This is a genomic window from Mixta mediterraneensis (assembly GCF_030283135.1).
Classification (GTDB): domain Bacteria; phylum Pseudomonadota; class Gammaproteobacteria; order Enterobacterales; family Enterobacteriaceae; genus Pantoea; species Pantoea mediterraneensis.
This window is the reverse complement of the sequence record NZ_JASUAZ010000066.1, coordinates 1-12,595: the sequence shown is the minus strand read 5'-3', so window position 1 is coordinate 12,595 and position 12,595 is coordinate 1. Positions and strand designations below refer to the sequence as shown.

The 12,595-nt window shown below is 45.8% G+C and carries 14 protein-coding genes and 1 pseudogene; 12 read left to right on the top strand and 3 right to left on the bottom strand.

Annotated elements, in window-relative coordinates:
• Window positions 1–51: 51 nt before the first annotated feature.
• Both QRY16_RS20525 and repA read right to left on the bottom strand, forming a co-directional pair.
• Window positions 52–768: a helix-turn-helix transcriptional regulator gene (locus tag QRY16_RS20525; protein WP_289777875.1), complete on the bottom strand. Its 717-nt coding sequence runs from the start codon at window positions 766–768 to the stop codon at window positions 52–54.
• 1,472 nt (window positions 769–2,240) lie between these two features.
• Window positions 2,241–3,266 (bottom strand): plasmid replication initiator RepA, encoded by a 1,026-nt coding sequence (gene repA / locus QRY16_RS20520; protein WP_309249250.1) that lies wholly within the window; start codon window positions 3,264–3,266, stop codon window positions 2,241–2,243.
• 522 nt (window positions 3,267–3,788) lie between these two features.
• Here repA and QRY16_RS20515 point away from each other — a divergent pair.
• The 4 genes and pseudogenes from QRY16_RS20515 to QRY16_RS20500 all read left to right on the top strand — a co-directional run bounded on the left by QRY16_RS20515 (window position 3,789) and on the right by QRY16_RS20500 (window position 6,104).
• Window positions 3,789–3,962: a hypothetical protein gene (locus QRY16_RS20515; RefSeq protein ID WP_289777874.1), complete on the top strand. Its 174-nt coding sequence runs from the start codon at window positions 3,789–3,791 to the stop codon at window positions 3,960–3,962.
• Window positions 3,963–3,979: 17 nt separating this feature from the next.
• A pseudogene (locus QRY16_RS20510) lies at window positions 3,980–4,986 on the top strand (isopenicillin N synthase family dioxygenase).
• Window positions 4,983–5,705, top strand: coding sequence for an SDR family oxidoreductase (locus QRY16_RS20505; protein WP_289777873.1), 723 nt, complete (start codon window positions 4,983–4,985; stop codon window positions 5,703–5,705). The pseudogene QRY16_RS20510 and the gene QRY16_RS20505 overlap by 4 nt, the downstream one beginning before the upstream one ends.
• Before the next feature lie 84 nt (window positions 5,706–5,789).
• On the top strand, window positions 5,790–6,104 hold the full coding sequence (locus QRY16_RS20500; RefSeq protein ID WP_289777872.1) for a putative quinol monooxygenase: 315 nt from the start codon (window positions 5,790–5,792) through the stop codon (window positions 6,102–6,104).
• Here the strand turns inward: QRY16_RS20500 and QRY16_RS20495 are convergent.
• The gene (locus tag QRY16_RS20495; protein WP_289777871.1) at window positions 6,096–6,257 is read right to left on the bottom strand and encodes a hypothetical protein; all 162 of its coding nucleotides are present in this window, start codon (window positions 6,255–6,257) and stop codon (window positions 6,096–6,098) included. The two genes, QRY16_RS20500 and QRY16_RS20495, sit on opposite strands and share 9 nt — an antisense overlap.
• 33 nt (window positions 6,258–6,290) lie before the next feature.
• On the opposite strand from QRY16_RS20495, the gene QRY16_RS20490 reads away from it, so the two are divergent.
• From QRY16_RS20490 to pilO2, 8 genes are all read left to right on the top strand, one after another.
• On the top strand, window positions 6,291–7,025 hold the full coding sequence (locus QRY16_RS20490; RefSeq protein ID WP_289777870.1) for a helix-turn-helix transcriptional regulator: 735 nt from the start codon (window positions 6,291–6,293) through the stop codon (window positions 7,023–7,025).
• Window positions 7,026–7,313: 288 nt separating this feature from the next.
• Window positions 7,314–7,772 carry a transcription termination/antitermination NusG family protein gene (locus QRY16_RS20485; RefSeq protein WP_289777869.1) on the top strand — a complete coding sequence of 153 codons (459 nt, stop codon included), beginning with the start codon at window positions 7,314–7,316 and terminating at the stop codon, window positions 7,770–7,772.
• A gap of 79 nt (window positions 7,773–7,851) precedes the next feature.
• Window positions 7,852–8,079, top strand: a complete 228-nt coding sequence (locus QRY16_RS20480) for a hypothetical protein (RefSeq protein WP_289777868.1) — start codon at window positions 7,852–7,854, stop codon at window positions 8,077–8,079.
• 38 nt (window positions 8,080–8,117) lie between these two features.
• Window positions 8,118–8,318: a hypothetical protein gene (locus QRY16_RS20475; RefSeq protein WP_289777867.1), complete on the top strand. Its 201-nt coding sequence runs from the start codon at window positions 8,118–8,120 to the stop codon at window positions 8,316–8,318.
• 77 nt (window positions 8,319–8,395) lie between these two features.
• Complete coding sequence (locus QRY16_RS20470) at window positions 8,396–9,400, top strand: toxin co-regulated pilus biosynthesis Q family protein (RefSeq protein WP_289777866.1); 1,005 nt, start codon at window positions 8,396–8,398, stop codon at window positions 9,398–9,400.
• Window positions 9,400–9,834: a type IV pilus biogenesis protein PilM gene (gene pilM / locus QRY16_RS20465; RefSeq protein ID WP_289777865.1), complete on the top strand. Its 435-nt coding sequence runs from the start codon at window positions 9,400–9,402 to the stop codon at window positions 9,832–9,834. The genes QRY16_RS20470 and pilM overlap by 1 nt, the downstream gene beginning before the upstream one ends.
• A gap of 15 nt (window positions 9,835–9,849) precedes the next feature.
• Window positions 9,850–11,481, top strand: coding sequence for a PilN family type IVB pilus formation outer membrane protein (gene pilN / locus QRY16_RS20460; protein WP_289777864.1), 1,632 nt, complete (start codon window positions 9,850–9,852; stop codon window positions 11,479–11,481).
• A gap of 2 nt (window positions 11,482–11,483) precedes the next feature.
• The gene (pilO2, locus tag QRY16_RS20455; protein ID WP_289777863.1) at window positions 11,484–12,494 is read left to right on the top strand and encodes a type 4b pilus protein PilO2; all 1,011 of its coding nucleotides are present in this window, start codon (window positions 11,484–11,486) and stop codon (window positions 12,492–12,494) included.
• The last annotated feature ends 101 nt before the right edge of the window (window positions 12,495–12,595 follow it).

Sequence of the window (12,595 nt, the reverse complement as noted above, 5' to 3'; positions counted from 1 at the left end):
GCTGTCTATAAGTTGTCTTATCACCTTTGATTCAAAGGCCGCCGCACAGAATTATTTACCGGGGCGGGGAATAATATTAAGTTCATTAGCGAAGCTAATAGCATGTTTTGCATTCTTAACGCCAAGTTTTTTAACAACTTTTGCCATATGAAATTTTACCGTGCTAACGGTGATTTGCAGGATCCCAGCCACTTCAGTATAGGTCTTTCCGGCACAGCTCCAGTAGAGTATTTCAGCTTCACGGGTAGATAAGGCCTTCTTGGCAGCGCTCATTTCTTCTGATTTCCTGTAAACCTGAAGTAGCATTTCATGGGTATCAAGCAGAATTCCCTGGAAATCATTTTTATGTGTTTTTATGAGTTCGCCAACATCAGCCATCAGGAATTTATCAAAATACAATGTTAACATTGCCATATTATTGTAATGGTCATGTAGAACAAAAGTATGCCCACATAAAAAACTAAAAGATTTTAAAATAAAAACCTTCTCCATCGTCCAGTAAGAATTTATTTTGAGACTATCATCCCAGACAAAAGAGGTAATACGATTCAGGGCATTGATAACCACTGGATCGATATTTTGATATTTATTTTCAAGATACGTATTGGCAAAATCATCTGATATATTATTAATGATTAAGATGTTATCCGTGTTTTTTTTATCCATTACAGAATAGGCGTAGTTAATCTTACCGTATTTTGCTATCCCTTTTTCTATACTCTCCTTTATATAGCTATTTTTTTCACTTTCTGAAAAATAACTTTTCATTAATCAATTCTCTTTAAAATCAATGACACAGAACATAAACTTATCTTGGATAAAGGAAATTTTTACTTCATGGCCGCTTCTTCCTCTCAAAGATTGAAGCCGATCGTTAATAACCGATGCACACCTAAGTCTGTGACGGCTGAATCATAGCAATTAAGTCAGATTACTAAACTTTAGTTTATTTTGGAATGATGCAAGCCTATTTTCTTACTTGTCCTATAAGGATGCCGATTAGGGTTTACCCAGGGTTGTAAGCGGCAAGCCGCCAAAATTTTGCGGCCAGGGATCTGATGCTCAGGGGAGCGGGAACGCCCGTCTGAAACGCTCATGTCCACTGTGTACCGTGTACCGTTTTCCAATTTAAAAAAAGCATTTGTGTCGATGTTTCTAACTATCCATAATATTCTGATTTATCAGATAAAAAGTCCTTAACGTGTGAAACCGTTTCGTTGAGCGTCAAACCCCTAATCCGGTAAAGACGGGCAGGTTTAATCTCAGCACCCCAGGCTACTTCGTCAAACGATTTTTGTGTTGTGCTATCAGCTAGCTAAGCACTTCTACTTCCGTGTGTAATCCGGCTGCCATACATCCTCTCCGTAGTTACCGGATTTTCAGTAATTATTACACAATCAGTGCGGATTGGCTGACGGTTAAGAGTAGCCATTTTCTGGATGGCGCGAAGCGACATGAAGGCGCCAGTAGCAGCTGCATATTGTATCAGAGGTTCATGGCGCCGGTAGCCCGGCGAAGCCGGTTCCGGTTTGATAGGTTTCACCGATACCCATCCCTTGCCCTGCCAGACCAGACCCGCTGTCAGTAGCACAGAAGCTTCTGTGCGCTGTCGGAGTGGTCACGATAAGGCGAAGCCGCGGTCGGGGCGTATCTCCGCGTTAGCGGGCCGTGAGGGCCGCTTACGTGCGTGTTCTCATTTCTTTCAGCAATGCTGCTTACAGCAACTCAATTGGTAATTACAACATCCATTATAAAGCCACTCTGTTCCCGGCCTGTGGCCGGGGGCGGGGCGGCTTTTTAGTGGGTAAGGCGGTTATTGTTCCTGATGCTGGTGCAGAGCTGCAGTTTGCCCACCAGAGGTGGGAGCTATCATAAGGCGCGTAGCGACTTACCGAACCGGCGCGAGCTTGCTCGCTGCAAGGGCGGTCATTTATGCCCTTAATCCACAGAAAATGCCGGATGGAGTAAGATCTTTTTAATTAGTTTACTAATTAAAAGAAAAAGATCTCTGGGTTATGAATATATTGCAGGTAAGAAATGATTGGTTTCCGGGTAAGGTTCACATCTCGATTGCGGGTAATTGTGGATTAGAAAAGAAAATAGGCCGGATTGCCTTCGGGAACATGATTGGAGTCGTCAGTGAGTGTTTTAAATGTACGTTTTTTGAGCGAAAGCCGTACACTGAGCAGCACGAAAACCGCCAGCGGCGGTTAGAGGGGATTTTTCAGTAGATTAAGGGGTCAGTGAACGCTGTCCGGCGGGGCATGTTCCAGCCCGAGGTCCAGTTGATACAGTCGCATGTGCGCAAGCCGCTCGAATTCATCCGGCGTCATTTGATAAAGCTCGTCGGCTGGAAGCGTTTTCGTTAAATGATCGGCCATAGCATAGAGCCTGTCGTCAAACTCCAGCGTGCCCAGTTTTTTCGCACGCTTCTGCTTCAGGGCATTCTCTCGCCGACGCACGAGTGTTGCGTGTCGCATACGTTCATACCAACGCTTACGGGCAGCACTGACGCTAATTTCCTCTCCGGGAGCAAGAAGGCCATCAGCTTCGGCCATCAGCCGTTCCTGCTGCTGCGCATACAGTTTATCGATATTGACGCCAACCAGCTTCCAGAACTGCTCCGACAACACGACATGCTTCGGATACCAGTAGCGATTAAAACTGTCCCACTGGACACCCTCAGGTAGTTCCAGTAGACCGAAGCGTATGAGCTCCTGTATCAGAGTGCATACCCGGCGAACGGTTACGGCCGTTTCCGGGATGACGTTCCCGTCTTCGTCTTTTGGACTGAGTTCGTTGGCCAGCCGGCTGACATTCATCGTCACGATGTTTGTTGATCTGTCAGCGACGCTGATAAGCAGGGGAAAAGTCGCATCAAGCAGATTCTGCCGATCAGGACGAAAATCACGGGAACGTCCCACAACCCGGCGCATCTGAACAAAGTAGGGGTGACGGGAGATACGTATGCGCAGCGATACACGGCCACTTTGCTTGTCACGTTTAACTAACCGACGATAGCCGTGGCCAAACTCGCCGGACAACGGTTTGTATTGCTCCGGCCGGAAATATAAAGGGTTAGGGCATTTACACGCAGTAGAATGCTCACCTCTTCGGCGTTTGATAGGTTTTGGTGGGGACTGAGTCTGGGGTTCGTCAATCCATTGCCAATAAGTGTCATCTGTCGCGGCACGCTCAAGCGCATCGAAATTGATGTTTTCCCAGGTAGGATCGTTCGATAGGTTGTCAGGACTTTTGCTAGTCACACCCGCCGACACTTATGGCGGTCTTCGGGTATTGTTTTCTGAATTGCATGAGTTATAATCTCTCACAGGCCAGCGCCTGCTTTGTGACCCCTGACTTCTGTCCTCTTCCGCCAAGTCGCGAACAGATTTCGGGGGTTTTTGCATTCAAGGCCCGCTGTTCTGGTACCTTTTCCCTTTGAGCATTTCAGGATATGCCCATCCGACTACACTATGCCGCCTAAAGCCACATAGCTTCTCATTCTTCACTCATCAGTCACTTACAAAGCTGATAGCGCAAAACCTCTGCAAATATTACCCGTTTTTTATCCGCTTGCAACAAATGGATCCCCACACAACAATCTACATCCACTAGACGTTATAAAATATCCTTATAAATCAATATTCACATCTGTCATCTAAAGGATCTCACAAGTTCCTATACACTGAATGTGTTGAATGTGTTGAATGTGTTGAATGTGTTGAATGTGTTTGTCGTGCTGTGTATACTTGTAACTCTGTTCACTTATGCGGGGCAAAAGCAACGTGATTGATGAAAGTCCGATGGGTAAGAAGAGAGCTTTATTATATAAGCACGAGGCAAATATTAAAGAACTGCGAGAACGTGGCTATTCATTGAGGCAAATCGTTGAATGGCTGGAAGAAAGGAATGTTGTTGTAAGCTCAACGGCATTAAATAATTTCATAAAATCAATGTGATAACTTAGAGGTATAAAATGGTGAAAATTCCAGTTTTAAAGTTATCAATGCTCGATGGGAATAGTGATAAGAGAAGAGAATTCATATCTCAGTTAAAAGAAGCGGCTCATGATGTAGGTTTCTTTTATCTCAGTAATCATGATATATCGCCATCATTTTTAAGAAAAATACGCGAACTGACAAAAGTTTCTTTCTTTTACCTGAAGAAGAAAAACTCTCCATTGCTATGATTAATTCACCTCACTTCAGGGGATATAATAGGGCTGGCAATGAAAGGACAAATGGAAAAACCGACTGGAGAGAGCAGTTCGATATAGGTGCAGAAAGAGTACCGCATAAACTGACAGATAATGATCCTGTTTGGTTAGGTTTGCATGGTAACAATCAATGGCCCTCGTCTTTACCAGAACTGAAAGATGCAATGCTAACTTATAATAACATATTGACCAGCATCTCTCTTAAAATTCTCAGAGCTTTAGCATTAGGGCTTGGCTTACCAGAAAACTCTTTTGACGAGATATATGGTGACACCCCTAATGAGCACATGAAGTTAATAAAATATCCTTATGTAAAATCAGGCGAACAGACTCAGGGAGTGGGTGCACATAAAGACTCAGGCCTTTTAACCCTAATCATGCAAGATGAAAACAAAGGATTGCAGGTTGAAGTTAGCAAGGGTGAGTGGCTTGATATAGCACCGATTCCGGATACGTTCGTGGTTAACCTCGGAGAGCTTCTGGAGCTGGCTACGAATGGCTATTTGAGAGCTACGGTCCACCGTGTCTTACCACCGACTGGAAAAACTGAAAGAATATCGATCGCCTATTTTCTTGGTGCAAGTCTTAGTTCAGTTGTTCCTGTATTCAAATTATCAGAAGAACTAAATTCCGGATCTTCATTTATCGAGACAGATCCTAATAATCCATTACTGAGAGATGTAGGCCTAAACTACATTAAAGGCAGGCTTCGTTCTCACCCCGATGTGGCTGATAAATTTTACAGTAAGTGGAGTGATTCTAAATGATAAATAAACTAGTAATCATAACCGGTGCAAGTTCTGGCTTCGGGGCTGAAGTAGCTAAAGCTTTAAGTATTAAAGGCTACTGCCTTGGTCTTTTAGCTCGTAGGGTAGACAGGCTGCTCGCTCTGAACTTGGACAATTGTCTCTGTTTCGAAGTTGATGTGACTAATAGAGACCAGGTGTTTGATGCAATCCGTAAAGCCGAAGAAAAATTCGGTGATGTTGATTGCATCATAAATAACGCAGGCATCATGTTATTAGAAGAATTAGAGAACCAGAAACAAGACGACTGGAACAAGATGATCGACACCAATGTTAAAGGTGTGATCAACGGCATGCAGGCCGTACTGCCTTCAATGAGAAGGCGAAAAACAGGTACGATAATCAATATATCATCACTCGCTGGCCAGAAAACATATCAATATCATGCTGCATATTGTGCTACTAAGTTCGCAGTTCACGGTTTATCAGATAGTGTTCGCTGGGAGGTTGCTCCAGACAACGTCAGAGTAATAACTATTTCTCCTGGCGCGGCAGAGACAGAACTTATCAGTCATATTAGTGATGATTTAGTGAAAGATGATTATATCAATTGGAAAGAGAGCATTGGTGGTGTTATTTCTGCAAAAGATGTTTCTGATAGTATCATATTTTCCTATGAATTACCTCAATCAGTATGTGTCCGCGACCTTAAAATTGCGCCGACAAGGCAACAAAACTAAATAGCTTCGCATTAGGCGCAGCTATTTAGTAATTTATTGGCAATGGATTATATTAACTTTTTTTTATTATAAAGGAATAATATTATGAAAGAAATTTACTGCACAGCAAGGTTCCTGGCTAAAAATGGATTTAAAGATAATTTAGTAAATGCATTAGCATCATTAATCCCAGAAACAACTAACGAAGCTGGTTGCTTACAATATGAACTAACAGAAGAAATTACCTATTCCGGTTCAGATGGAGTCTGTTGGGACATATGTTTAATTGAACGCTGGTACTCGCGGGAAGATTTTGAAGCTCATTGTAATAAGAGCTATATCAAACATTTTTTTGATGTAACTGCAAAAGATTACGTCGAACGGGCTGATGTGCGATTATATTCACCGCTTTCAGTGTAAATCTTTTCTTTTATTAAGTATTTTTTTGATGGCTTCTTGCTCTGTCTCCGCGCCTTCCACGTTGCCATCACAGATAGCAACCCAGTAGTCAGATAGCTGACCTTTTTGTTGTGGCAAATGATATGTTTTCACTTTTTTTTCTTTGTTTTTCATAGTGTTACCCTTTTATTTTAAGGTGCAATAGAGATGGCGGGAACCATCTCTATTGCTGGCCAATATCTGAACTTAGGCGTCTTCAATATGACCAAAAAAGATAGTAGAGATCTTTCATCAAGATCTCAAGGTGATATGGGTTTTTTTGAATGGTTTTGCGACAACCCTGTTATTCACTGGAACGCCGGTATCATGCTAGTTAAAAACTTGAAACATGAATTTATTGCCTCTAATTCTGTCTTTAGTGATTACTCTGGGTTTTCCCCCATGTCATTAATAGGACTTAATGATGATTATATGCCATGGGCAGAAAATAAAGAAATATATATAAATCATGAAAGAGACATCCTAACTGGCTTAGACTATAATGTTATAGAGCCCTTGAGTGGAGTTATTAAAACAAGCTTATTTACCAATAAAAAGGTTATTTACTCTAAGAATGGAATGCCATCTGGAACGATAGCTACCGCCATTGTTTTTAATGGCTCAGTAGAATTTGGCAATCTGGCAGGCACAGCCTCCAATATGAAAATTTGTGACTACTCTGGATTCAATTTAACAATTATAGAATCGAAGGTGTTGTTTTTTTTACTTAAAGGATTTTCACGTCAAAAGATATCGGAGTTAGCAGGTATATCTACATCCTCTCATGACTTCCACTTAATGAATATAAAGAAAAAATTTAAGGTAGACACTCGTGATCAGCTAGTTTTTTTCTGTTACGAAAACCGGTTTCATGAGCTTATGCCATATCATATTATTCTTTAATGTATTCTAAACGACATGATTTTTCTTAAACCTTATAAAACCTATGAGTTTTCATAGGTTTTTTTTTGCTTATGATTTACATGTTTCAGTGTTGCAGTTATAAATTGTCACATGTTTTCAGCCCTTCTCCCCGCCAAGAGAAGAGATGAAAAACCGATACAATATTTTAGTTACGACTGAGGGTTGTAATACCTTACATTGATTCCATTAGTGGGATCATTTTTTGGAAGTGCGCCTGTCGCCATGATATTTATCTAGTTATATCAATATCATAAGGAAGACATAAACATGCTTAACTGGTATCTGGCCTGTCATCAACCGGGAAAAGAGTCTCTTTACAAGGCTCAACTTCAGTTGTCACGTTTGCATATCGACAGCTTCTGTCCATTGATCCGCTTACCACGACCACGACCAGACAGATCAGCTTGCCGAATGATCATTGAACCTCTCTTTTCAGGTTATATTTTTATTGAATTTGACCCAGAAATAACACACACAACCAAATTGACCGCACTGTCTGGCATTAGTCATTTTGTTAGATTTGGCAGCGAGATAAGACCTATTCCAAAGCAAGTTATTGAATCCTTAATGAATTTACCCTTATGCCCTAAGGAACAGTATTTCTTTGCTAACAGATATAAAGAACAGATTAAGGCCATCACCAGGGTCACCAATAAAAATGAACGCACCGTAATGTTTTTCGCTTTTATGGAGTCAATTAATACTCCATTACGAAAATCTGCTTAATATTTTCTTCAGTAGCAACCTTGCCTTACACCTCCCCTTCGCCGGTAATAATGCCGGCTATATTCATTAAAGGTACACTATGACTGATGTAACTGATTCATCGAGAATTACCATTAGTATTTCTGGCCAGCGTCGCCAGATAATCGAGAAACTGACTATTGAACTTAGCATTAAAACCGGTGTTCCTCTAAGAAAATCTGAGATTGTTAATGCCATTATTGACCGTATTGATGATATTGAGCATAAAAACTTGCTTGAACTCATCATTCTTAACCGCTTTCCTTCAGGGCGTGAACCATTAGGGTAGGAAGCACAGCGCTAACACTCACAAAGAGGAAAATTTATATGTGTATCACCGTCACCGAAAAGGATCTGCGTGAATTGCATATCCGCCGGGCAGCACGGGTTATTCAGTTCAAACGGGCCTGCCGGCTAAGAGCCAGAGCCCCGGATAAAATTCCACTCAGTACGTTGTCTTCTTTGCGTAATTTAATTGATGAAGCGGAGGAGCAAATCGCAGAATTTCAGCAAGACTATCTCCGCTAACACCCCTCTCGTCACCCTGGCAATACCGTTACCACACGCTTCATGCGGTTCGGCTATTCCATTACCTGATGAAACCTATGAAAATCATTCACACAACCATGCTGATCCCCGTTTTATTGGGCGGCTGCAGCTTGTCGCATAATCGACCAGCCGACAGTAATGCTCAGCAATTCGTGGATACCCAGATAAGCACAAACCTGCGGCTTATCGAACTGGCTCAGAAAAGCCTGAAGCAAGCCAGCGGAAAGGCACTTTCCGCAAGCTCTCCACCTGCAAAACCAGCCATAAACACATCATCGGCCCCGGAAGCAAAAAGCTTGCCCGGCACGCTACGGGGATTAACCAGTATTAAATCTCTCGGCACTCCAGAAGCATTTACGCTGGTCAGCGTCAGGTCTCGCAATCTGGATCTGGAGGCAACGCTGTATAAAGTTATCCCGACAGGCTGGACCGCGATTATCTCTGCCGACCTTAAAGCGAAGTTCAGGCAACGGCTCACCCTGGAAGCTAACGACCAGTGGCCGTACGTTCTCGACGGGTTGCTACGCCAGCATGGATGGGTTGCGCTGATTGACTGGCCCAAAAAGCAGGTTTCCGTTGCCTGGAGTACGCCGGCATTCACAACTCAACCGATCAGTGCGCCGCCAGCGAACAAGTCAACCATCCCAGCGGTTAACAAAGCAACGTATCCAACAGCAACAACACCGACAGGCCCGCGTAACCCATTCAGTGGTTCCCGTGATAAAGCGGTTCCCGCGCAGCCAGGTAAGGTCGCAGCACCGGCAGTGAAAGCAGTGCCATCGCCGAAAATCTGGCGAGCCATTCAGGGTTCAACGCTGAAAGACACCCTGTATTCATGGGCTGCAGAAGAAAAATGTACCGGCGGACTAACCGGCAACTGGAGCGTGGCATGGCTGACTGACGTCAATTATCGTATCGATGCACCGTTGTCATTCTCCGGCTCGTTTAAAGATGCCCTCAACGGCGTTTTTCGCCTCTACGCCACCGCAACTGTTCCTCTTTATGCCGGTATCAGTACCTCACAATGCCTGCTCAAAGTGGATGCTAAGGAGGTGCGCTGATGGGCCTGGTCTACTGGCTTTTATCTATGTTCCTGGCGTTATTCCTGTTTACGTCCGATATGACGCACCGGGAGGCCAACCAGGCTTCGGAAAATGCGGTCAGTGAAAACCTGCAGCGGGCCAGGCAGACCGTGCAATACATCAATACGATCAATGACTATCTCTACGACCATCCGCAAACCAGCGGCGTACTCAGCGACAGCGTGCTGGGATTTACATCAGTGCCATCACTGACGCACATCATTCAGAGCAGCAGAGTGTTTGTTTACCAGCCAGACCGCCTCGGTTTGATGGGTGCCCTCACCACAGTGGCACGCAACTCTGCGTTGTTGGGCCATGTGAAAAATCGCCGTCTTATTGATAACCAGGGTAACGATATGCAGGTCACCGTACCTGACGTTATTCCCGACACATACCTCGTTTATCTCAACTGACTTTCCGGATCTCCTATGCATAAAACTCAAACGGCGCTGGCGTCTGCCATCGCGCTCAGCCTTTTGCTGTCCGGCTGTTCCAGCATGAACAGAATTAACCAGACAATGGCACAGTCTGATAGCGACTATGGCACTGCAAAAGGCCATCTCGGCCAGCTTTCATCGGGTTCACCGGTGCAGGACCTCACTTCGCAGTGGATTAATCCCGTCCCCCTGAACAGCCCTTCCCAGACGCAGGCTCAGCTTCCCGGTTGCGCGCTGACACTGACGCGCCCGGGTGATGTTTCTCTCGCAGAAATCAGCGCCTTCATTACCCGCACATGCAAGCTGCCGGTCGTTGTCACACCGGATGCACAGGCGGCAATGACGACAGGGCAGGGTAAAACAGAAAAGATTCAGGGCAGCATTCCTGCTCCTGATGCAAGCGGTCTGGTACCGCTCAACGCCATCGGAGGCGGTGCCCCGGTAACACGCGATGCCGGAAGTATGGGTAATACACTACGCGGCGTTTACTGGCAGGGTTCTTTGTCCGGATTACTCGATAACGTCACCACACGCCTCGGACTGTCATGGCGTTACGAGCAGGGCCGAATCTCGATCTTCTATGTCAATACCAAAACCTTCCCCGTGATGTTCATGGACTCCAAAACCGCCTTCAGCTCGAAGGTTGTCAGCGGAACTACCACGTCATCAGGCACATCAGGCAGCAGCAGCGGTGGAGGAATGTCAGGGGACGTTAATACATCTCAGACGACTACGATGGAAATGACCTCAGGACTCTATAACGACCTGCAAAATACCATCAAAGCCATGCTGACACCGGGTGTTGGCCGTCTGTTCCTGGCTGCAGGCATGTTGACCGTCACCGATACACCGCGCGTGCTCGATGCTGTGGGCCACTACATTGACGACAGAAACATGGAGCTGAACCGGCAGGTTGTGCTGAACGTCAAAGTGTTCTCCGTCGAAAAACGACGCCAGGATCAGTTGGGTATTGACTGGAATGCAGTATTCACTTCCGGCAGCGTCGGTGGCTCGCTGACCAGTGCATTTACCGATGCATCGACCAGTGCCATGACGGGAGGGTTATCGATCCTGGACGGTAAGTTTGCGAACTCGAAAGCCTTTGTGAACGCACTGGCAGAGCAGGCCAACATATCGCTGGTCACGCAACAGGCCAGTACAACCACCAACATGTCGGCGGTTCCTGTTCAGGTGGGCACCCAACAGGACTACGCCAGTCAGGTCAATACGGATTCAACGGCCAATGTCGGTACCTCAACGTCCATAACTAAATCGACGATCACCACCGGCTTTAACATGACCATGTTGCCGTACATCATGCCCAACTCACCCAAAATCGAGCTGCAATTCTCTATCAACATGAGCGACGACCCAACATCGCGCACCTTTACCAGTGGTGAAAGCAGTATTGAGCTGATGAAAACCCGGCTCAAGACCTTTAATCAGCGCGTAATCCTCAGCTCTGGCCAGACGCTGGTACTGAGTGGCTTCCAGCAAGTCAATAACACCAGTGGTAAGCAAGGTGTCGGCTCCGCATCGTTCTTTGGTCTGGGTGGCGGTGCTAACGGTCAGAAAGACGACACCATGCTGGTGATCCTTATTACCCCAACGCTGCTGAGGTGAACATGACGGATAATAACAATGCACTTTACGTTATCCGCACGGGTCCACGTACGCTGGTTGCAGGGTTACGATGGGAGCTGGTTGACGGTCACCGCAAGTCAGCTGCCCGACGTGCGGCCAGAAGCCGCGATGCAGACAGGTTTGCGGTGGTACCTGCCGGAAAATCTCAGCTACTGACTGGCTCAGGCAATCTGACGGAATGCGGCATCACAGCGCGTGAAGCCAAAAACTCAGCCTCCCTGGCGTTAAGCATTCTTCCTCTGCTGGGCTCTCACGGTTGGGGTATCTTCGCGCTCGATGATGGCCGTTACTGGTTTATCGCCACGCAGGAAGGACAACTTTCCGTACTGTCGGATGTGATTGGTAACCATGACACGGTCAGGCAGGCACTTGAAACGTTCCTGAGTTTTGACACCTTTACGGCTGATGACCGCACCATATTTTGTCCTGCAGGTTTTCTGCCCGGGGTGTACGGGGCCGATAAAACGCTGGATGTGTTGTTAAGCAGTCTGGCAGTACCCCGTTTCGCCAGGCTTCATCCGGTATCAAATCGTCTGGCACTTATCACGTGGTCAGCGCTGCTGGTCGTTATCTTCGGCGGTTATTTTGGCGTGACGCAATATCAGTCGCACCTTGAAACTCAGCGTATTGCAGCGGCAAGAGCGGCGTTCCTCAAAGCCAAAGAGCAAATCAAGACAGCAACGCCGGCCGCGTTGCAGCCCTGGAAAGCCCAGCCAGTCCTGACTGACTTCCTGACCCAGTGCAGCCAGCAGTGGAAAATTGCACCGCTGAGTATTGCGGGATGGCGTTTTAATACTGCCGACTGCTCGCAGGAAGGTATTCGACTGGCGTGGAGCAAACCGTCTGGCGGCACTATTGGTGATTTCTCCCGGCGTCTTGCTCTCTGGTATCCGGGACTCAAACCGCTGTTTAACATCCCAGGCGGAGCCGATACCGGTGGCGTTTCTGTGGTATTGGGGTCTGATGCTCAGTCGAACGAAAACTCACGTTAAGACTTTTTTGTCTGATAAATCAAAACATTGTGGACAGCGAAAAATGCGCCGAAAACGGTGTGTTTTTAATCGGCAAATGGCATTTAACGGACACTACTGTC

Bases quoted from the DNA above. Each gene is read 5' to 3' on its own strand.
- QRY16_RS20525 (WP_289777875.1), bottom strand. From the start codon at position 768: ATGAAAAGTTATTTTTCAGAAAGTGAAAAAAATAGCTATATAAAGGAG.
- QRY16_RS20470 (WP_289777866.1), top strand. From the start codon at position 8,396: ATGAAAATCATTCACACAACCATGCTGATCCCCGTTTTATTGGGCGGC.
- pilO2 (WP_289777863.1), top strand. From the start codon at position 11,484: ATGACGGATAATAACAATGCACTTTACGTTATCCGCACGGGTCCACGT.
- QRY16_RS20505 (WP_289777873.1), top strand. From the start codon at position 4,983: ATGATAAATAAACTAGTAATCATAACCGGTGCAAGTTCTGGCTTCGGG.
- pilM (WP_289777865.1), top strand. From the start codon at position 9,400: ATGGGCCTGGTCTACTGGCTTTTATCTATGTTCCTGGCGTTATTCCTG.
- QRY16_RS20475 (WP_289777867.1), top strand. From the start codon at position 8,118: ATGTGTATCACCGTCACCGAAAAGGATCTGCGTGAATTGCATATCCGC.
- QRY16_RS20490 (WP_289777870.1), top strand. From the start codon at position 6,291: ATGGCGGGAACCATCTCTATTGCTGGCCAATATCTGAACTTAGGCGTC.
- QRY16_RS20495 (WP_289777871.1), bottom strand. From the start codon at position 6,257: ATGAAAAACAAAGAAAAAAAAGTGAAAACATATCATTTGCCACAACAA.
- QRY16_RS20500 (WP_289777872.1), top strand. From the start codon at position 5,790: ATGAAAGAAATTTACTGCACAGCAAGGTTCCTGGCTAAAAATGGATTT.
- pilN (WP_289777864.1), top strand. From the start codon at position 9,850: ATGCATAAAACTCAAACGGCGCTGGCGTCTGCCATCGCGCTCAGCCTT.
- QRY16_RS20480 (WP_289777868.1), top strand. From the start codon at position 7,852: ATGACTGATGTAACTGATTCATCGAGAATTACCATTAGTATTTCTGGC.
- QRY16_RS20485 (WP_289777869.1), top strand. From the start codon at position 7,314: ATGCTTAACTGGTATCTGGCCTGTCATCAACCGGGAAAAGAGTCTCTT.